The sequence below is a fragment of the Nocardioides gansuensis genome, from assembly GCF_003076135.1.
Lineage (GTDB): Bacteria > Actinomycetota > Actinomycetes > Propionibacteriales > Nocardioidaceae > Nocardioides > Nocardioides gansuensis.
On record NZ_QDGZ01000011.1, the window covers coordinates 18,643 to 37,130 of the forward strand.

The window sequence follows — 18,488 nt, forward strand, 5'->3', positions numbered from 1 at the left end:
CTCCTCCGGCGGCGAATGGTGGCCCTGTCGTACCGGTGTTCTTCCTGTCGGACTCGACCGGGATCAGTGCCGAGACGATGGGCAACGCACTGCTGATCCAGTTCCCGGAAGTCCGGTTCGAACGCACTCTGATCCCGTTCATCCAGACGATCAAGGACGCCCGACGGGTGGTGCGCCAGCTCGACGAGGTGATGGACGGGCCGGTGACTCCGCTGGTGTTCTGCACCGCTGCCGAGGACGTCATCCGTGCTGAGCTGCACCGGAGCCGGGCGCCGATCATCGACTTCTTCGACATGCACATGGAACGAGTCGAAGCAGTCCTGGGTCAGCGGGGCGCCCGCGCGGCCGCCCGGCTGCACGGCGTGGGTGACATCGTCCGCTACAACCTGCGGATGGCGGCCGTGGAGTTCACCATCGAGCATGACGATGGGCAGAGCCTGCGCGCCCTGGAGAAGGCCGACGTGATCCTCCTGGCACCCTCGCGTTGCGGGAAGACACCCACCAGCATGTACCTGGCGCTGCAACACGGCCTGTTCGTCGCCAACTACCCCCTGGTCGATGAGGACCTCGAGGCCACCGCGATGCCACGCCCGGTACGCCCCTACCTCGACCGGTGTTTCGGCCTGACCACAACCGCCGAGCGGCTCACCCGGGTACGCAACGAGCGCAGGCCCGGCTCCCGCTACGCCTCTCTCGAGCAGTGCCGCTGGGAGCTGAGGCGCGCCGAACACCTGTTCGGGGACTATCGGGTCCCCGTCATCGACTCGTCGACGAAGTCGGTCGAGGAGATCTCCACCTTGATCCTGCAGACGCTCAAGGCCGACGCGCGAGAGCGCGACCGCCACTCCGAAGGGAAGACCTCGTGACCCACAGCAACGCGGCGCCCACCGTACGGTGGCTCTCCGATCTCGGTCTCGCCGACCTCGACCAGGTGGGTGGCAAGAACGCCTCACTCGGCGAGATGGTCTCCCACCTGGCCGGGCTCGGTGTCCGTGTCCCGAACGGCTTCGCCACGACGGCCGATGCCTTCTACCGGTTCATCGGTGACACCGGTCTGGCCGAGCGGATCCAGCAGGTGCTGGCAGACCTCGACGTCGATGACGTCCGCCGGCTGGCCGAAGTGGGCCGGGAGATCCGCACGGCCGTGGTCGAGCAGCCGTTCCCGGCCGAGCTCGAGGCGGACGTCCGTGCCGCCTATGCCGAGCTGGTGCAGACCTGCCGCGCTGGTGGCGGACCAGAGCCGTCGTTCGCGGTCCGATCATCCGCGACCGCCGAGGACCTGCCGGACGCCTCCTTCGCCGGCCAGCAGGAGACCTTCCTCAACGTGCGTGGGGTCGACGGGGTGTTGCTCGCGATCCGCGAGGTGTTCGCCTCGCTCTACAACGACCGCGCGATCGCCTACCGGGTCCACCACGGCTTCGAGCACACGACCGTCGGCATCTCCGCAGGGGTGCAGCAGATGGTGCGCTCCGATGTCGGCGCCTCCGGCGTCATGTTCACCATGGACACCGAGTCCGGGTTCACCGACGCGGTCTTCATCACCTCCGCGTACGGCCTCGGGGAGGGCGTGGTGCAGGGCGCGGTCAACCCGGACGAGTTCTACGTCTACAAGCCCGCCCTGCGCGCCGCCCGCCCGGCGATCCTCAAGCGCGGTGTGGGCGCCAAGGCGACCAAGATGGTCTACACCGAGGACCCGAGGGTCGGTCGCACCACGGAGTTCGTCGGTGTCGACACCGAAGAGAGCCGACGATTGAGCCTCAGTGACGCTGAGGTCGAGGAGCTGGCCCGGCACGCGCTCACCATCGAGGACCACTACGGGCGCCCCATGGACATCGAGTGGGCCAAGGACGGCGTCGAGGGTGGCCTCTACATCCTGCAAGCCCGCCCCGAGACCGTGCAGTCGCGCCGTGTCGGGGCCCGCGAACGCTTCCAGATCGACGCCGACAGCATCCGCGGCGCGGATGTCCTGCTCGAAGGTCGCGCCATCGGGCAGAAGATCGGCGCAGGTGCCGTGCGCGTGCTCTCTTCGGTCGACCAGATGCACGACTTCAACCCCGGGGACGTGCTGGTCGCCGATATGACCGACCCTGACTGGGAGCCGATCATGAAGCGGGCCGCGGCGATCGTCACCAACCGTGGTGGCCGCACCTGCCACGCCGCCATCATCGCCCGTGAGCTCGGCATCCCGGCCGTTGTCGGCGCCGGCAGTGCCACCACCGACCTGGCCGATGGACGGCATGTCACCGTCTCCTGCGCCGAGGGCGACGTCGGGTTGGTCTACGACGGCATCCTCGACTTCACAGTCGAACACACCGACCTGAGTGAGATGCCCGACGCGCCGGTGAAGATCATGATGAACGTCGGCACCCCGGAGCAAGCCTTCGCCTTCTCCCGGCTGCCGCATGCGGGCGTCGGCCTGACGCGTCTGGAGTTCATCATCAACCGCCAGATCGGCATCCACCCCAAGGCGCTGCTTGCACTCGCGACGGACCCGGACTCGCTCGAACCGGAGTTGCGCGAGGAGATCTGCGAGCGCGTCGCGGCCTACCCCGGTCCGCGGGAATTCTTTGTGCAACGGGTCGCCGAGGGGGTGGCGACGATCGCGGCGGCGTTCGCGCCGGAGCCGGTGATCGTCCGGATGAGCGACTTCAAGTCCAACGAGTACGCGAACCTCCTCGGCGGCGAGGCCCATGAGCCGCATGAGGAGAATCCGATGCTCGGCTATCGGGGCGCCTCCCGATATCTGTCGAAGGAGTTCGCTGACTGCTTCGCCATGGAGTGCGAGGCCCTCCGGTACGTACGGGACGAGATGGGGCTGACGAACGTCAAGGTGATGATCCCGTTCGTCCGCACCCTTGCCGAGGCGCAGGGCGTGATCGAGCTGCTCGGGAAGCATGGGCTCACGCGAGGGGAGAACGGGCTGGAGGTCGTGATGATGTGCGAGCTGCCCTCGAACGCCGTACTCGCCGACCGATTCCTCGAGCACTTCGACGGGTTCTCCATCGGATCGAACGACATGACCCAGCTGACTCTCGGCCTGGACCGGGATTCCGGGCTCGTGGCCGCCGGCTTCGATGAACGCGACCCGGCCGTGCTGCACATGCTCTCGCTGGCCATCACCGCGTGCCGCGACAAGGGCAAGTACGTCGGCATCTGTGGCCAAGGGCCCTCCGATCACCCCGAGCTCGCGACCTGGCTGGTGGATCAGGGCATCGAGTCGATGTCACTCAACCCGGACACCGTGGTGGATACCTGGATCCGTCTGGCGGAGGGTCAACCCTCCTAGATGACTGATTCCAAGGGGTATGGCGGTGTGGCGGCGGTGAAGTAGGTCGAGGGTGGTCGTAGGCGGTCAGTGAGCGCCGGGTGGTGAGTCCGAGTCACTGAGCCCAACCCGTGATCGGGACCGCCTTCCTTCACACCGTCATCGACGACCACTCCCGAGGCGCCTACGTGGAGATCTGCGCCGAGAAGACCACGACTGCCATCGGTGTGCTCGAGCGAGCGGTCGCCTGGTTCGCCGAACGGGGCGTCATCGTGGAACGCGTGCTCTCCGACAACGGCAGCTGCTACCGCTCCTACGCCTGCGCTGCTCTGGGGATCAGCCACAAACGGACCAAGCCCTGTCGACCCCAGACCAACGGAAGAGCGAACGCTTCCACCGCACTCTGGCGGACGGATGGGCCTACGCCCGCTTCTACGAATCAGAAGCCGATCGCCGAGCGGCCCTGCCGACCTGGCTGCGCTTCTACCATCACCATCGCGTCCACTCAGCGATCGGTGGCACTCCATCCAGCAGGCTCAACAACCTGCCTGGACATCACAGCCCGGCGCCGGTTCGGGCGCCCCCATTCGGAAGTCGGGAGATGATCCGGTGTTGATTCTTGGTGGCTGTGCGGGCGGCAGTCAGTGGCCGCGTGCGACCCACGCCTCGAGGTCGCCGGCCTCGGCGCCGATGGAGGTGTCCGCCCCGTGGCCGGTGTGCACCACGGTCTCGGGCGGGAGGGTCAGCACCTTCTCCCGGATCGAGTCGATGATCGTCGGGAAGTCGCTGTAGGACCGCCCGGTCGCCCCCGGCCCACCCTGGAAGAGCGTGTCCCCGGTGAAGACCACCCCGAGCTCCGGGCTGTGGAAGCAGCAGGCTCCCGGCGCGTGCCCCGGCGTGTGGAGGGTCCGCAGCGTCACTCCGGCGACCTGGAACTCGTCCCCGTCAGCGAGCTCGCGGTCCGGCGCGGCGGCGTACTTCTTGTCCCACAGCACCCGGTCGTCCGGGTGGAGGTACGACGGGGCTCCGGTCGCCGCACACAGCGGCTCGACGGCACTGATGTGGTCGTCGTGGGCGTGGGTGAGCAGCACCGCCACGACCCGCCGCCCGGCCACGGCGTCGAGGATCGGGCCTGCGTCGTGGGCCGCGTCGATGACGACGCACTCGGCATCGTCACCGACGACCCACACGTTGTTGTCGACGTCCCAGGTGCCGCCGTCGAGGCTGAAGGTGCCCGACGTGACGACGCGGGTGACCTGCACGTCGCTCACAGCTCCACCACCGACCGCAGCACGTCGCCGTGGTGCATCTTGTCGAACGCCTTCTCCACATCCTCGAGGCCGATCGTCTCGGTGATGAAGTCGGCGAGCGGGAAGCGGCCCTGCTGCGCGAGGTCGACCAGCATCGGGAAGTCCCGCGACGGCAGGCAGTCGCCGTACCAGGAGGACTTGAGCGCACCACCGCGGCCGAAGACCTCGAGCAGCGTGAGGGTGATCTCCTTGTCCGGCGTCGGCACGCCGACGAGGACGACGGTGCCGGCCAGGTCGCGGGCGTAGAAGGCCTGCTCGTAGGTCTCGGGACGTCCGACCGCATCGACGACCACGTCGGCGCCGTTACCGCCGGTGAGCTCGCGGATCGCCTCGACCGGGTCGACCTCCTTCGAGTTGACCGTGTGGGTGGCGCCGAAGCCCCGGGCCCACTCGAGCTTCCGGTCGTCCACGTCCACCGCGATGATCGTCGTCGCGCCCACGAGCGCCGCGCCGGCGATGGCGGCGTTGCCGACGCCGCCGCAGCCGATCACTGCGATCGAGTCGCCGCGGCTCACGCCACCGGTGTTGACCGCGGCGCCGAAGCCCGCCATCACGCCGCAGCCCAGCAGGCCGGCGGCAGCAGCCGGCGCCGACGGGTCGACCTTGGTGCACTGGCCCGCAGCGACAAGCGTCTTCTCGACGAAGGCGCCGATGCCGAGCGCGGGCGAGAGCGGGGTGCCGTCGGTCAGCGTCATGGGCTGCTGGGCGTTGTGCGTGGCGAAGCAGTACTGCGGCTTGCCCTTGGCACAGGCGCGGCACTGCCCGCAGACGGCACGCCAGTTGAGCACGACGAAGTCGCCGGGGGCGACCTCGGTGACGCCCTCGCCGACGGACTCGACGACACCGGCGGCCTCATGGCCGAGGAGGAACGGGAACTCGTCGTTGATGCCGCCCTCGCGGTAGTGCAGGTCGGTGTGGCAGACGCCGCAGGCCTGGATCTTCACGACCGCTTCGCCGGGCCCCGGGTCAGGGACGACGATGTCGACGACCTCGACCGGCGCTCCCTTGCTGCGGGCGATGACTCCCTTGACGGTGACGGGCATGACTCTCCTCGGTCGGATGGGTGTTGATCCGTGTGCGTGATCGGTGTGTGTGGACTGGTCCGGGGCCGGACTCAGCGGAACACGACGGTGCGGTTGTGGTGGAGAAGCACCCGGTGCTCGCTGTGCCAGCGGATCGCGCGGGCGAGGACCTGCGCCTCGACGTCGCGGCCCGCGGCCGTCATCTCCTCGGGGTCGAGCGAGTGGTCGACCCGGGCGACGTCCTGCTCGATGATCGGCCCCTCGTCGAGGTCGGGGGTGACGTAGTGCGCGGTGGCACCGATCAGCTTCACGCCACGCGCGTGCGCCTGGTGGTAGGGCTTGGCGCCCTTGAAGCTCGGCAGGAACGAGTGGTGGATGTTGATCGCACGGCCCTCGAGCTTGGTGCACAGCTCGTTGGAGAGGACCTGCATGTAGCGGGCGAGGACGACGAGGTCGACGTCGAGGGAGTCGACGAGCTCGAGCAGCCGGGCCTCGGCATCGGGCTTGGTCTCGGGCGTGACCGGCACGTGGAAGAACGGGATCCCGTTGGCCTCGGCCACCGCCTCGAAGTCGCGGTGGTTGGAGACGATCGCGGGGATCTCGATGTTCAGGGCACCGGTGCTGGTGCGGAAGAGCAGGTCGTTGAGGCAGTGGCCGAACTTCGAGACCATGAGCAGGGCGCGGGTCGGCGTGGTCACGTCGTGGAGCTGCCACGACATCGTGAGCTCATTGGCCACCGCCGCGAAGTCCTGGCGGAGGGACGCCACCGTGACGTCCGGGGCCCGGAACTGGACCCGCATGAAGAAGGTGTCGGTGAGCCGGTCGTCGAACTGGTGGCTGGCGTTGATGTTGCCGCCGTGCTCCATCACGAAGCGGCTGACGGCATAGACGATGCCAGGGGCCTCCGGGCACGTCAGCGTCAGAACGTACTCCTGACCGGCGGGGGGACGGGGTGCCATCGCGATCTCCTTTTCCGCAATACACAACACAGTGAGCGATACGCAACAGCCTGCCCGTGGTGCGGGTCTCAGGTCAAGAGGTAGGGGCGAGGAAAATCACATTGAGCGGGCTCGCGGGCACCCGGGCCCCCGAAACGCCACACGGCCGGGAGAGCGCCCCATGGGGCTCTCTCCCGGCCGCGTCACCTTGCCCGGGGCTCAGGCCAGCGGCGTAGGCGCTGCCGACGGCGTGCCGTTCGTCGGGACCACGACGACGCTGTCCTCGAGGTCGACGACAGTCGGGGTGAGGGTGGTGCGCCCGCGACGCCCCGGGTGCGGGGCGGGGTCGGGCTCGTTGCGGAGCTCCTTCACCAGGGCGACCGCCGCACCGATCATGACGAACATGAAGGGGAAGGCGGCCAGGATGCAAAGCGTCTGGAGCGCCTGCAGGCCACCCGCCATGAGCAGGATGCCGGCGACGGCGCCCGTCATGACACCCCAGAACACGGTGACCAGCACGGCCGGCTCCCGACAGCCGCGGCACGAGAGCGTGGACATGACCAGGGATGCGGCGTCCGCCCCCGAGACGAAGAAGAACGCCACCAGCATGATGACGATGAACGCCGTCAGCGCGAACCAGGGGAACTCGCGGAGCAAGGCGAACAGCGCGGTCTCCTGGCCCTGCTCGAGGGCCGCGGCCAGGTCGGTCCCGCCGAGCTGCAGGTTGATCGAGATGCCGCCCAGGATGGAGAACCAGACGAAGGTGACCAGGCTGGGGGCGAGGATCACGCCGAGCACGAACTCACGGATGGTGCGGCCCCGCGAGATGCGGGCGATGAAGGCGCCGACGAACGGCGTCCACGACATCCACCACGCCCAGTAGAAGATCGTCCAGCCGCTGAGCCAGTCCTGGCCGCCGAAGACGCCCGAGCGGAAGCTCATAGGCGCGATCTGCCACAGGTAGTTGCCGGTCGACTCGGTGAACATGCTCATGATGAAGACCGTCGGGCCGACGACGAAGAGGAAGAACAGCAGCGCGATCGCCAGCACCATGTTGGTGTTGGAGAGGTACTGCACGCCGCGGTGGACGCCACTGACCGCCGAGATGACGAACGCGACGGTGAGCGCGCTGATGATCGCGATCGCCACCGGCGTGGACCTCGGCACGTCGTACAGCTGGTTCAGCCCCGAGTTGATCTGCAGGGCCCCGAGACCGAGTGACGTCGCCGAGCCGAACAGCGTGGCCAGGATCGCGAAGGTGTCGATCGCGCGGCCCGCGCCGCCCTCGGCCCGCTTGCCGATGAGCGGGACGAAGAGGGAGCTGATCAGGTTCGCCTTGCCATGACGGAACGAGAAGTAGGCGAGCGCGAGCCCGACGATGGCGTACATCGCCCAGGGGTGGAAGGCCCAGTGGAAGTACGTGTACTGCATCGAGAGCTGGGCGGCCTCCTGGGTGTTCGCCTCGGCGAGGCCCAGGGGCGGCGCGCTGAGGTGCGAGAGCGGCTCGGCGACGCCGTAGAACATCAGGCCGATGCCCATGCCGGCGCTGAACATCATGGTGACCCAGCTGACGGTCCTGAACTCAGGCCGCTCGTCGTCCTGACCGAGGCGGATCCGGCCGTAGCGGCTGAAGGCGAGCACGACGGCGAGCACGACGAAGCCGGTGCTGGCCAGGATGAAGAGCCAGCCGAAGCTCTTGATCACCCAGGCGAGTGCGTCGCCGGTGACGGTGGCGAGTCCCTCGTTGTCCAGGATGCCCCACACGACGAAGCACAATGCGAAGGCGGCGGACGTGGCGAGGACGACCCGGTCGACCGGTAGTCGCACCAGTCGTTCCAGGCGTTCCGCCACGGGCGGGTTCTCGGGGGTGGTTGACATGCAAAGAGTCCCTTCAGAGCGTTCCACGTGCCCGGGCGCTCTGGGACTCTAAGCCTGTGTTGTGTGATCCGCAACACTTTGCGGCAAGTTGAAAAGACTCTTCGCTGCTAGCCCAGCCAGCCGAGGCGTTGGCTGATCTCCAGGGCGGCCTGCCTGACGTCCGCCTCGGTCTCCTCGATGCGCTTGCGGTCGAAGCGGTACGCCGGCCCCGAGGCGCTGACTGCGCCGACGACCGTGCCGGTGTGGTCACGCACCGGAGCGGCACTCGCGTTCAGCCCGATCTCCAGCTCCTCCGAAGCGGTCGCGAAGCCCGCCTCCCGGATCTCGGCCAGCTGGTCGAGGAGGGCGCGCCGCGACGTGATCGTGTTGTCCGTCAGGCGCGGCAGGCCGGCCTTGTCGAGGATCGCGTCGCGCTGCTCCTCGGGCATGAACGCGAGGAGCACCTTGCCGCTCGACGTCGCATGGAGCGGCGTGAGCTGGCCGACCCAGTTCTGGCTCGCCACCGCTGCGGAGCTGTAGGCCTGCTGCACGTTGACCGCGTAGCGGTCGCGGACCACGGCGAGGTTGATGGTCTCGTCGAGCTGCTGGGCGAGCGCGTCCATGACCGGCTGCGCCTGGCGCGCCATGTCGATGCGCCCCGGGATGGCGCTCGCGAGGCGGAGGATGCCGAACGCCAGCTGGTACTTGCCGCGGTCGGTGTTCTGCTCGACCAGGTCGCGTTCCTCGAGCGCCGCCAGCAGCCGGAACGCCGTGGACTTGTGGACGCCGATCTCGGCGGCCACCTCGCTGACTCCTGCATGGCCCTCGCGGGCCAGGATCTCGAGCACCGTGATGGCGCGGTCGACCGACTGGACTCCGCCCTGGCTGTCGCCGCCGCGCCCAGCGCTCCGGCCACGCCCTGCCACGTGCTCCCCGTTGCTCATGGCGCAACCCTACGCGGCAGTGCGCGGGGAACGCACGCGACGCCTCCCAGAAATGTGACCTGGATCGCCCTAGCCCCTTGACAGCCGCGGCGAAGGACTTCCAAACTGTTTCGTATTACGCATTCAGTTGTGCTATCCGCACCAAGGTGAGAAGAATGATCCGAGTTTGCCCTCTGTCCGCGCAGCCGCGGGGTGAGGTCCTGCGCGTCGGCGTCGAGGAGGGATCCGGCGGGGTCACGACGTCCTTGCGATCTACCGCCGGGGCGACGTCCCGGTCGGCGTACTCGGCATGAACCAGTCCCGACTCTTCGGCCGCTGGCGGCGACAGCTCAACACCGCCGTCATGGCCTGACCTCAAGTTCCTAGCCCTCCCCGAAAGGCAGCCCTGGTGGCAACCGCACAGAGGATCGACGGACGCAAGGTGGCGTCCGACATCAAGAATCAGCTCGCCGAGCGGGTCGCTGTCCTGGCGGCTCGGGGCATCCGCCCAGGGCTGGGAACGATTCTGGTGGGTGACGACCCGGCCAGCCACTCCTACGTGGCGGGGAAGCATCGCGACTGCGCCGACGTCGGCATCGAGTCGATCCGGGTCGAGCTGCCCGCGACCACGACCCAGGAGGAGATCGAGGCCGCGGTCCTGCGCCTGAACGAGGACCCCTCCTGCACGGGCTTCATCGTGCAGCTGCCGTTGCCGGCGCACGTGGACACGCACCGCGTGCTCCAGCTCATCGATCCCGAGAAGGACGCCGACGGCCTCCACCCGGCGAACCTCGGCAAGCTGGTCCTGGGCATCCCGGGCCCGTTGCCCTGCACGCCGCGCGGCATCATCGAGCTGCTGCGCCAGCACGACGTCGAGATCACCGGCCAGCGCTTCTGCATCATCGGCTGTGGCCTGACCGTGGGTCGGCCGCTCGGGCTGATGCTCACCCGCCCGACCGAGCACGCCACCGTCACGCTCTGCCACGAGGCCACAGTCGACATCGCGGCCCACACCCGTGCCTCGGACGTCGTCGTCGCCGCCGCGGGTGTCGCGCACCTGGTGAAGCCGGACTGGATCAGCCCCGGCGCCACGGTCCTCTCGGTCGGCGTCACCCGCACGATCGAGGGCATCCTCGGAGACGTCCACCCGGAGGTCCGCACGGTGGCCGGCCGGATCAGCCCCGCTACCGGCGGCGTGGGTCCCATGACGCGAGCCATGCTGCTCATGAACATCGTCGAGATCGCCGAGCGGACCACCGCCACCGACGTCGCACCTGTCGTGACCAACGGTCATCCGGACCGGCGCGCCGCCGTCGTCGAGGCGCCGCGATGACCGTGCCCACACTCGTCGAGCGACCGCGCTCTCCGGTCCTGTCACCGGGCACCGGCCGCTGCCGGGTGCTCGGCGTCCTCAACGTCACGCCTGACTCGTTCTCCGACGGCGGTCGCTACCTCGACCTGGATGCCGCGATCACCCGCGGCCTGTCCCTGGTCCAGGACGGCGCGGACATCGTCGATGTCGGGGGCGAGTCGACGCGACCCGGTGCCGGGCGCGTCGACGAGGCCGAGGAGCTGCGCCGGGTGGTGCCGGTGGTCCGCGCCCTGTGCGACCAGGGCGTCAGCGTGTCCGTGGACACCATGCGCGCCAGCGTCGCCGCGGCCGCCCTCGAGGCCGGCGCCGTCATCGTCAACGACGTCTCGGGCGGACTGGCCGACCCGGCGATGCTGTCCCTGCTCGCGGAGTCTCAAGCGCCCTGCATCCTGATGCACTGGCGCGCGCAGTCCGACGTCATGGACCTCCACGCCAGCTACGGAGCCGTCGTCGACGACGTCCGTGAGGAGCTTGCCCGCCGCGTCGACGCCGCACTGGCTGCAGGCGTCGACGCCGGCAACATCATCCTCGATCCGGGGCTGGGCTTCGCCAAGACACCGGACCAGACCTGGTCCCTCCTGGCAGGCATGCCCGCCGTCCAGGCGCTCGGCTTCCCGCTCCTGGTCGGAGCCTCCCGCAAGCGGTTCCTGGCCGAGGTCGTCGACTACGGCGGCCTGGACCCCGCGGACCCTGCCGACCGGGACGACGCGTCCAGCGCCGTCACCGTCCTCGCTGCCGCGGCCGGCGCCTGGGGCGTCCGGGTCCACCGGCCGGCCCCGTCAGCAGCAGCCGTGCGCGTGGCCGCCCGACTCGCTGCGGCGGACGGGGGACTGCGCTGATGCGGAACCGGGGGCGTGCCCGCGTGCTCGAGGGCCTCCTGTCCCGGGCACGCTACGAGGTGCTCCCGACGGCGGACGTCGTCGACGAGGTGTACGCCGGCCTGCCGGCGGGCGCGACCGTGACCGTGACCGCGTCGCCGGCCAAGGGTCTCGCGGCGACGCTCGACGTCGCCGAGCGCCTGGCCGCCCTCGGCTTCGACGTCGTCCCGCACCTGGCTGCCCGCATGATCAACGGCCCCGGAGAGCTCGCCGAGATCACGCGACGCCTGCACGGCGCCGGCGTCCGCAAGGTGTTCATCCCGGCGGGGGACGCCGAGCCACCTGCCGGCGCCTACCACAGCGCGCTGCAGGTGCTCGAGGATCTTGCCGCGGCGGGCAACCCCTTCACCGAGGTCGGGATCACCGGCTACCCGGAGCGGCACCCCAGCATCCACGACGACGTGACCGTCCAGGCGATGTGGGACAAGCGGCGCCACGCCACGCAGATCGTCAGCAACCTGACCTTCGACCCGAAGCTGCTCGCGGACTGGGTCACCCGGGTCCGCTCGCGCGACGTGCACCTGCCGATCCTCGTGGGCCTGCCCGGACCTGTCGAACGCGCCAAGCTGCTGCGCATGGCCACCCGGATCGGTGTCGGCGAGTCCGCGCGATTCCTCGCCAAGAACGGCGGGCTCTTCACGCGGATCGCCGCTCCTGGAGGCTACGACCCGCTGCGGTTCCTCGCCGGCGCCGCCGCGACCCTGGGACGGCCCGACATGCACGTGGCCGGGCTCCACCTCTTCACCTTCAACCAGGTCGCCGAGACCGAGGCCTGGCGGGTGGCCCAGCTCGCGCGGCTTCGCCGCCTCGGGAGCACGCGCGCCGACGGCGCGACCTCGGCGGTCCCGGGGCGAGTCACGTGAGCGCGCTGGGCGCGAGCGAGCTGCCCTCGCTCGACGAGGTCGAGGCCCGGCTCCTCGCACGGTGGCCCGAGACCAGGATCGAGCCGTCCCTCGACCGCATCACCCGGGCGATGTCGCTGCTCGGGGACCCGCAGCGGACCTACCGCAGCGTCCACCTCACCGGCACCAACGGCAAGACCAGCACGGCCCGGATCGTCGAGGCACTCCTGGCGGCCTCCGGTGAGCGCACGGGTCGCCTGACGAGTCCCCACCTCACCACGATCCGGGAGCGGATCGCCCTCGATGGAGAGGCCATCGGTGAGCGCGAGTTCCTGGCGGCGTACGTCGCGGTCGCCGAGCAGGCCGAGCGCGTGGACGCCGCCATGCCGCACCCGATGTCGTTCTTCGAGCTGACCGTGGCCATGGCCTACCGCGCCTTCGCCGACGCGGCGGTCGGCGTCGCGGTCGTCGAGGTCGGCATGGGTGGACGGTGGGACGCCACCAACGTCATCGACGCCGAGGTCGCCGTGCTGCTTCCCGTCGACCTCGACCACACCGACTACCTCGGTCCCACCACCGCCGCGATCGCGCGCGAGAAGGCGGGCATCATCAAGCCCGGGGCGGTGGCGGTCAGCGCACGCCAGAGCGAGGACGTGGCCAAGGTGTTCCGCGACCGGGCCCGGTCCGTCGGCGCCCGACTCGTCGTGCTCGGCGAGGACGTCGCCCTGCTCGACCGGCAGCCCGCCGAGGGTGGCCAGCTGATCTCGGTCCGCGGCCTCCACGGCACCTACCGCGACGTCCTGCTCGCGCTCCGTGGTCGGCACCAGGCCGAGAACGCGGCGTGCGCGATCGTGGCCGTGGAGGCGATGCTCGGCAGGTCCCTGGACGACGACGCCGTGCGTGCCGGCCTCGCGCGCGTCGCCTCGCCCGGGCGCTTCGACGTCCGTCCGGGGTCGCCGCCGGTGGTCCTCGATGCCGCCCACAACCCGCACGGCGCCCGTGCTCTCGTCGCATCGCTCGCCGAGCTGGCACCGCGAGGGACGTACGCCGTGGTGGCCTCGATGGCGGACAAGGACATCGAGGGCATGCTCCGTGAGCTCGAGCCTGTCGTCGACGCCGTGGTGTGCACGCGCAACTCGAGTCCCCGGAGCCTGGCCGCGAGAGAGCTCGCCGCCTGTGCGCGGCAGGTGTTCGGGGCCGAGCGCGTGCACCTCGCCAGTGACGTCGCAACCGGCATCGAGGCGGCGAAGTCGCTCGCCGTGACCGGGGCAGCGGACAGCGATGACCCCGTGGTCCTGGTGACCGGCTCGGTCGTCACGGTCGGTGACGCCGACCGCCTCCTCCCGTCGGCCTGGCGGCCCGACCCGGTGCGGACCAGGCCGCCCCGGCCCCCTGATCGACCGGTGGCCCTGCCCTTGCCCGGGTGACGAAGCCATCGGTCCGGGGGTTGGGCGCCGGAGTCGCACTCCGGCGCCCAACCCCACCCTCCTCAGCACCCTGCTCCAGATCGACAGGAAGCCCCATGGACACCGACACGACCGCCGCTACCGGGACGCCGGTGAGCAGCCTGCGAGGCATCAGGAGAGGACGACGAGAGTGAAGCGACACAAGGGTCGGGCGGACGCCATCGAGGATCCGGTCGACGACCTGACAGTGACCCCGCCGAAGACGTGGGCGGCTGGCCTGCCGGCCGTGCGCAAGGCGATCGAGTACTCCCTGGAGCAGACGACGGTACGCCGTACGGCGTTGACCTTGCTCAACGTCAACCAGGCCGGCGGCATCGACTGCCCGGGGTGTGCCTGGCCGGAGCCGACCCACCGGCACAAGAACGAGTACTGCGAGAACGGCGCCAAGCACATCAACGACGAGGCGACCAGCCGCCGCGTCACGCGCGAGTTCTTCGCCCAGCACTCGGTGGAGGAGCTCGACGGGAAGTCGGACTACTGGCTCAACCAGCAGGGCCGGCTGACCGAGCCGATGGTGAAGCGCCCCGGCGCCACGCACTACGAGCCGATCTCGTGGGAGCACGCGTTCGGCCTGGTGGCCGACGAGCTCAACGGGCTGGACTCCCCGGACGAGGCGATGTTCTACGTCTCGGGTCGGCTGAACAACGAGGCGGCGTTCCTGCTGCAGCTCTTCGCACGGGCGCTCGGGACAAACAACCTGCCGGACTGCTCGAACATGTGCCACGAGTCCAGCGGATCGGCGCTCTCGGAGACGCTCGGCATCGGCAAGGGCAGCGTGCAGCTGGAGGACATCCACAACGCCGACCTGGTCTTCGTCGTCGGGCAGAACCCGGGCACCAACCACCCGCGGATGCTGTCGGCGCTCGAGGAGACCAAGCACCGCGGTGGCCGGGTGATCGCGGTCAACACGCTGCCCGAGGCCGGCCTGATGCGGTTCAAGAACCCGCAGAAGGCGCGTGGCGTCGTCGGGCGCGGCACCGTTCTCGCCGACCAGTTCCTGCACATCCGGGCCGGCGGTGACCTGGCGCTGTTCAAGATGCTCAACCGGCGGCTGCTCGAGGCGGACGAGGCCGATCTGGCCGCCGGCGGCGACGGCGTGCTCGACCGCGACTACATCGCGGCGTACACGACCGGTTTCGAGGCGTTCGCCGAGCAGGCGCGCGAGGTCACCTGGGAGCAGGTGACCGAGGCGACCGGCCTGGCCCGGGAGGAGATCGAGGCCGTCCACGAGCAGGTGCTGGCCAGCCGGTCCGTCATCGTCTGCTGGGCGATGGGCCTGACCCAGCACCGGCACGGCGTCCCGACCATCCGCGAGGTCGTCAACTTCCTGATGCTGCGGGGCAACATCGGCAAGCCGGGCGCCGGCGTGTGCCCGGTCCGTGGCCACTCCAACGTCCAGGGCGACCGGACGATGGGCATCTGGGAGCGGATGCCGGACCGGTTCCTCGACGCGCTCGGCAAGGAGTTCGGGTTCGACCCGCCGCGGCGCCACGGCTTCGACTCCGTCGACGGGGTCCGGGCGATGCGTGACGGCCGGGCGAAGGTGTTCGTCGGCGTGGCCGGCAACTTCGTCCGCGCGATGTCGGACAGCGACGTCACGGAGGCGGCGCTGCGCTCCTGCAGCCTGACCGTGCAGGTCTCCACCAAGCTCAACCGCTCGCACACCGTGACCGGCGCAACCGCCCTCATCCTGCCGACCCTGGGCCGCAGCGACCGCGACGTGCAGGCGAGCGGGGAGCAGTTCGTCACCGTCGAGGACTCGATGAGCGTCGTGCACCCCACCCGCGGCAGGCTCGAGCCCGCCTCGCCGCACCTGCTCAGCGAGGTCGCGATCATCTCCCGGCTGGCGCAGCGCACGCTGGGGGACCGCCACGACATCCCGTGGGCCGGCTTCGAGGCCGACTACGGCCTGGTCCGCGACCGGATCTCCCGGGTCGTGCCCGGCTTCGAGGACTTCAACGAGCGGATGCAGGACCCCGCCGGCTTCGTGCTGCCCAACCCGGTCAACTCCGGCCTCTACCCGACGCCGTCGGGCAGGGCGGTCTTCACGGCCAACGACCTGACCTGGCTGCAGACGCCGCCGGGGCACCTCATCCTGCAGTCGCTGCGCTCGCACGACCAGTGGAACACCATCCCGTACGCGATGGACGACCGCTACCGCGGCATCCACCAGGCCCGCCGGATCGTGATGGTCAACCCCGACGACATCGCCGAGCTCGGGTTCGCCGACGGTGACCGCGTCGACATCGTCAGCATCTGGCACGACGGCATCGAGCGCAGGGCACCCGGCTTCACCCTCGTCGCCTACCCGGCGAGCCGGGGCTCGGCGGCGGCGTACTACCCGGAGACCAACGTGCTCGTCCCGCTCGACAGCGTCGCCGAGGTCAGCAACACCCCGACCTCCAAGGGCATCGTGGTCCGGCTCGAGCGCGCCGGCGCTGCTCGCGGACCCAGTGCGCCGGGCGGTCCCGCTGCGGCGGCAGCCTCGTCGCCGCATCACCCCGCATCGCGTTGACCTGGGCCTGGCTGAGGAACAGCGCCTCGAGGAGGTCCGCTCCGCGCACGTCCGCGTCGCGCAGGTCTGCGCCCAGGAGGTCGGTCAGGGTCAGGTCGGTGCGCAGGTCGGCTCCCACCAGCAGGGCGCCGCGCAAGGTCGCTCCGCGGAGGTCACGCCGGTGGAGGTCCCGGCCTGCGAGGTCGCGGCCGGCGAGGTCCGGGCCCGGACCGAGGGGCCGCCGGAGTCGTGAGCTCGTCTCCGCCAGCACCTCGCCGACTGTCTGCCGCAGCGCCTCGACGTCGAGGGCGAGGAGCTCGTCGGGAGTTGCTGCCACCAGGTCCGCGAAGCGGGCGAGCAGCCGCTCGGTGCCGCTGCCGGGCGCGCGTGCGTCTGCCTCCGAGAGATGGGCGACCATCTCGTGCAGCTGCCGCATCACCGAGAACACGGCTGTCATCTCGGGCAGGTTCGCCTGCTCGCGCCAGGACACCCCGGCGTACGTCACCTGGGAGACCTGCTGCCCCGCGCCGAAGCAGTCGAAGACGGTGCAGCCCGGCCAGCCGTCGTCGCGCAACGTCGCATGGATCTCGCACCGGTCGTCAGCCTGGAGGTGACGGCAGGCGACACCACCCTCCTTGTCAGCGCCGAAGCCCGACGCCGCCCTGAAGGGCAGCAGCACGCAGCACAGCCCGAAGCACCTCGAGCAGTCCGCTTGCACGACGGGGAGATGCACGCGCCCCATCATGTCGTGCGGGTGTGTGACCAAGGCATCAGAGCCTGCGATTGGGGCCGGCCGTGGAGCGGTTCTTAGGGTCTCCGGGCCGGCGTGAGCACCTCCGCCGCCCGTCCTCGGAAGATCTGCACGGAGAAGTCCCATCAGTACGTCAAGTCCATGGCGCTGCCTGCGCAGCGCCCACTTCGCCCTGTGGTCGGGCGCCAACCTCGTCTCCAACGTCGGCACCTGGATGCAGCTCGTCGCCCAGAGCCTGCTCGTCCTGGAGCTGACCGGCTCGCCGGCCCTGACCGGGCTCACCCTCTCGCTCCAGGCCGCCCCCGGCCTGCTCCTCGGCCTGGTCGGCGGCGCCGCCGTCGACGTCTGGCCGCGCCGGCTCACCGTGGGCGTAGCCCAGGCGATCCTCGGCGGCCTCGCGCTTGTCACCGCGGCGCTCGCAGCGGCCGGTCTCCTCAGCGTGCCGGTCATCATGGCGATCGCGGTGGTCAGCGGCACGATCGCCGTCGTCGACGGTCCGGCGGCCGCGCTGCTCGGCAGCGAGCTCGTCACCGAGCGCGACGTCCCCAGCGCGATCGCCCTCGGCTCGCTGGCCACCAGCGCCGGCCGGGTCCTCGGCACCGCCGCGGCGGCAGCGGCCATCGCGCTGGGCGGCGTGCCCGCGGCGTACGCCGTGAACGGGCTGTCGTTCCTCGTCGTGGCCGCCGTCGTGCCGTTCCTGCGGCCGGTGCGCGCGGTCGCGCAGCGCCCCGCCGGCCGGTCCCCGCTGGCCGGGGTGCGGTCGGGCTTCGGCTACCTGCTCGGCTCGCGCGCGCTGCTCGGACTGCTCGTCGTCGGCGCCGTCACGAGCACGCTGGGCCGCAACTACTCGCTCGGCTTCGCCACCCTCGTCACCGGACCCCTGCACGGGGGTGCCGGCGCCTACGGCACCGTCTCTGCCGTGCTGGCGATCGGTGCGGTCGCCGGGGCCGTGGTGGCTGCCCGGCTCACCTCCGCCCGCTACGCCAGGGTCGCGCGGCTGGCGCTGGTCGGCGCCCTGCTCCAGGTCGCGGCCGCCTTCGCCGTCGGCATGCCCATGCTGCTCCTGATCGCGCTGCCCCTCGCGATCGCCGAGTCGGTGCAGGACACACTCACCAGCACGATCATGGTCACCAGGCCGCCCGAGCACCTGCGGGGCATGGTGCTGGGCGCCTGGCAGTCCGCCGCCTCCGGCTGGGCGCTCGTCGGGCCGCCGACCCTCGGCTGGCTGCTGGAGTCCTTCGGCGCCCGGACCGGCCTCGCGCTCGGCGGCCTGGTCATCGCGGCGGTGATCGTGGCGGTGCGGGTGCTGCACATCAGCTTCCCGGCGATCCGGCGGCCAGGGCCGCGAGCTCCCGCCGTCGCCGTGTGAC

13 protein-coding genes and 2 pseudogenes are annotated in these 18,488 nt (G+C 70.3%); 9 read left to right on the forward strand and 6 right to left on the reverse strand.

Features of this window, described 5'->3' with window-relative positions:
• Positions 1 to 35 precede the first annotated feature (35 nt).
• The 3 genes and pseudogenes from DDE18_RS20285 to DDE18_RS20295 form a co-directional block, all read left to right on the forward strand.
• Positions 36 to 866 carry a pyruvate, water dikinase regulatory protein gene (locus DDE18_RS20285; protein WP_245916901.1) on the forward strand — a complete coding sequence of 277 codons (831 nt, stop codon included), beginning with the start codon at positions 36 to 38 and terminating at the stop codon, positions 864 to 866.
• A complete protein-coding gene (ppsA, locus tag DDE18_RS20290; protein ID WP_116574097.1) occupies positions 863 to 3,286 on the forward strand; it encodes a phosphoenolpyruvate synthase in 2,424 nt (807 codons plus the stop codon). The genes DDE18_RS20285 and ppsA overlap by 4 nt, the downstream gene beginning before the upstream one ends.
• Positions 3,287 to 3,390: 104 nt before the next feature.
• Positions 3,391 to 3,881 (forward strand): annotated as a pseudogene (locus DDE18_RS20295) (integrase core domain-containing protein); the annotation flags it as partial.
• Between the two features lie 25 nt (positions 3,882 to 3,906).
• On the opposite strand, the gene DDE18_RS20300 reads toward DDE18_RS20295, so the two are convergent.
• The 5 genes from DDE18_RS20300 to DDE18_RS20320 all read right to left on the reverse strand — a co-directional run bounded on the left by DDE18_RS20300 (position 3,907) and on the right by DDE18_RS20320 (position 9,336).
• Positions 3,907 to 4,536: an MBL fold metallo-hydrolase gene (locus DDE18_RS20300; protein ID WP_116574098.1), complete on the reverse strand. Its 630-nt coding sequence runs from the start codon at positions 4,534 to 4,536 to the stop codon at positions 3,907 to 3,909.
• The gene (locus DDE18_RS20305; RefSeq protein ID WP_116574099.1) at positions 4,533 to 5,618 is read right to left on the reverse strand and encodes an S-(hydroxymethyl)mycothiol dehydrogenase; all 1,086 of its coding nucleotides are present in this window, start codon (positions 5,616 to 5,618) and stop codon (positions 4,533 to 4,535) included. Before DDE18_RS20305 ends, DDE18_RS20300 begins: the two co-directional genes overlap by 4 nt.
• A gap of 71 nt (positions 5,619 to 5,689) precedes the next feature.
• Complete coding sequence (gene purU, locus DDE18_RS20310; protein ID WP_116574100.1) at positions 5,690 to 6,556, reverse strand: formyltetrahydrofolate deformylase; 867 nt, start codon at positions 6,554 to 6,556, stop codon at positions 5,690 to 5,692.
• Positions 6,557 to 6,754: 198 nt separating this feature from the next.
• The gene (locus tag DDE18_RS20315) at positions 6,755 to 8,413 is read right to left on the reverse strand and encodes a BCCT family transporter (RefSeq protein ID WP_116574101.1); all 1,659 of its coding nucleotides are present in this window, start codon (positions 8,411 to 8,413) and stop codon (positions 6,755 to 6,757) included.
• A gap of 107 nt (positions 8,414 to 8,520) precedes the next feature.
• Positions 8,521 to 9,336, reverse strand: coding sequence for an IclR family transcriptional regulator (locus DDE18_RS20320; protein ID WP_116574102.1), 816 nt, complete (start codon positions 9,334 to 9,336; stop codon positions 8,521 to 8,523).
• 388 nt (positions 9,337 to 9,724) lie between these two features.
• Here DDE18_RS20320 and DDE18_RS20325 point away from each other — a divergent pair, with 388 nt between their 5' ends.
• The 5 genes from DDE18_RS20325 to DDE18_RS20345 all read left to right on the forward strand — a co-directional run bounded on the left by DDE18_RS20325 (position 9,725) and on the right by DDE18_RS20345 (position 16,388).
• Positions 9,725 to 10,648 carry a bifunctional methylenetetrahydrofolate dehydrogenase/methenyltetrahydrofolate cyclohydrolase gene (locus tag DDE18_RS20325; RefSeq protein WP_116574103.1) on the forward strand — a complete coding sequence of 308 codons (924 nt, stop codon included), beginning with the start codon at positions 9,725 to 9,727 and terminating at the stop codon, positions 10,646 to 10,648.
• Positions 10,645 to 11,526 (forward strand): dihydropteroate synthase, encoded by an 882-nt coding sequence (gene folP / locus DDE18_RS20330; RefSeq protein ID WP_116574104.1) that lies wholly within the window; start codon positions 10,645 to 10,647, stop codon positions 11,524 to 11,526. The genes DDE18_RS20325 and folP overlap by 4 nt, the downstream gene beginning before the upstream one ends.
• Positions 11,526 to 12,428, forward strand: coding sequence for a methylenetetrahydrofolate reductase (locus tag DDE18_RS20335; protein WP_116574105.1), 903 nt, complete (start codon positions 11,526 to 11,528; stop codon positions 12,426 to 12,428). The genes folP and DDE18_RS20335 overlap by 1 nt, the downstream gene beginning before the upstream one ends.
• Positions 12,425 to 13,834 (forward strand): bifunctional folylpolyglutamate synthase/dihydrofolate synthase, encoded by a 1,410-nt coding sequence (locus DDE18_RS20340; RefSeq protein ID WP_245916902.1) that lies wholly within the window; start codon positions 12,425 to 12,427, stop codon positions 13,832 to 13,834. The genes DDE18_RS20335 and DDE18_RS20340 overlap by 4 nt, the downstream gene beginning before the upstream one ends.
• A 169-nt stretch (positions 13,835 to 14,003) precedes the next feature.
• Positions 14,004 to 16,388, forward strand: coding sequence for an FdhF/YdeP family oxidoreductase (locus DDE18_RS20345; RefSeq protein ID WP_116574106.1), 2,385 nt, complete (start codon positions 14,004 to 14,006; stop codon positions 16,386 to 16,388).
• A 52-nt stretch (positions 16,389 to 16,440) separates the two neighbouring features.
• On the opposite strand, the pseudogene DDE18_RS24305 reads toward DDE18_RS20345, so the two are convergent.
• Positions 16,441 to 17,244, reverse strand: a pseudogene (locus DDE18_RS24305) (pentapeptide repeat-containing protein); the annotation flags it as partial.
• On the opposite strand from DDE18_RS24305, the gene DDE18_RS20355 reads away from it, so the two are divergent.
• On the forward strand, positions 17,243 to 18,487 hold the full coding sequence (locus DDE18_RS20355) for an MFS transporter (RefSeq protein WP_116574108.1): 1,245 nt from the start codon (positions 17,243 to 17,245) through the stop codon (positions 18,485 to 18,487). The pseudogene DDE18_RS24305 and the gene DDE18_RS20355 sit on opposite strands and share 2 nt — an antisense overlap.
• Position 18,488: the final 1 nt, after the last annotated feature.

Coding starts and splice junctions, on each gene's coding strand:
- purU (WP_116574100.1), bottom strand. CDS start 6,556: ATGGCACCCCGTCCCCCCGCCGGTCAGGAGTACGTTCTGACGCTGACG.
- DDE18_RS20320 (WP_116574102.1), bottom strand. CDS start 9,336: ATGAGCAACGGGGAGCACGTGGCAGGGCGTGGCCGGAGCGCTGGGCGC.
- folP (WP_116574104.1), top strand. CDS start 10,645: ATGACCGTGCCCACACTCGTCGAGCGACCGCGCTCTCCGGTCCTGTCA.
- DDE18_RS20305 (WP_116574099.1), bottom strand. CDS start 5,618: ATGCCCGTCACCGTCAAGGGAGTCATCGCCCGCAGCAAGGGAGCGCCG.
- DDE18_RS20335 (WP_116574105.1), top strand. CDS start 11,526: ATGCGGAACCGGGGGCGTGCCCGCGTGCTCGAGGGCCTCCTGTCCCGG.
- DDE18_RS20315 (WP_116574101.1), bottom strand. CDS start 8,413: ATGTCAACCACCCCCGAGAACCCGCCCGTGGCGGAACGCCTGGAACGA.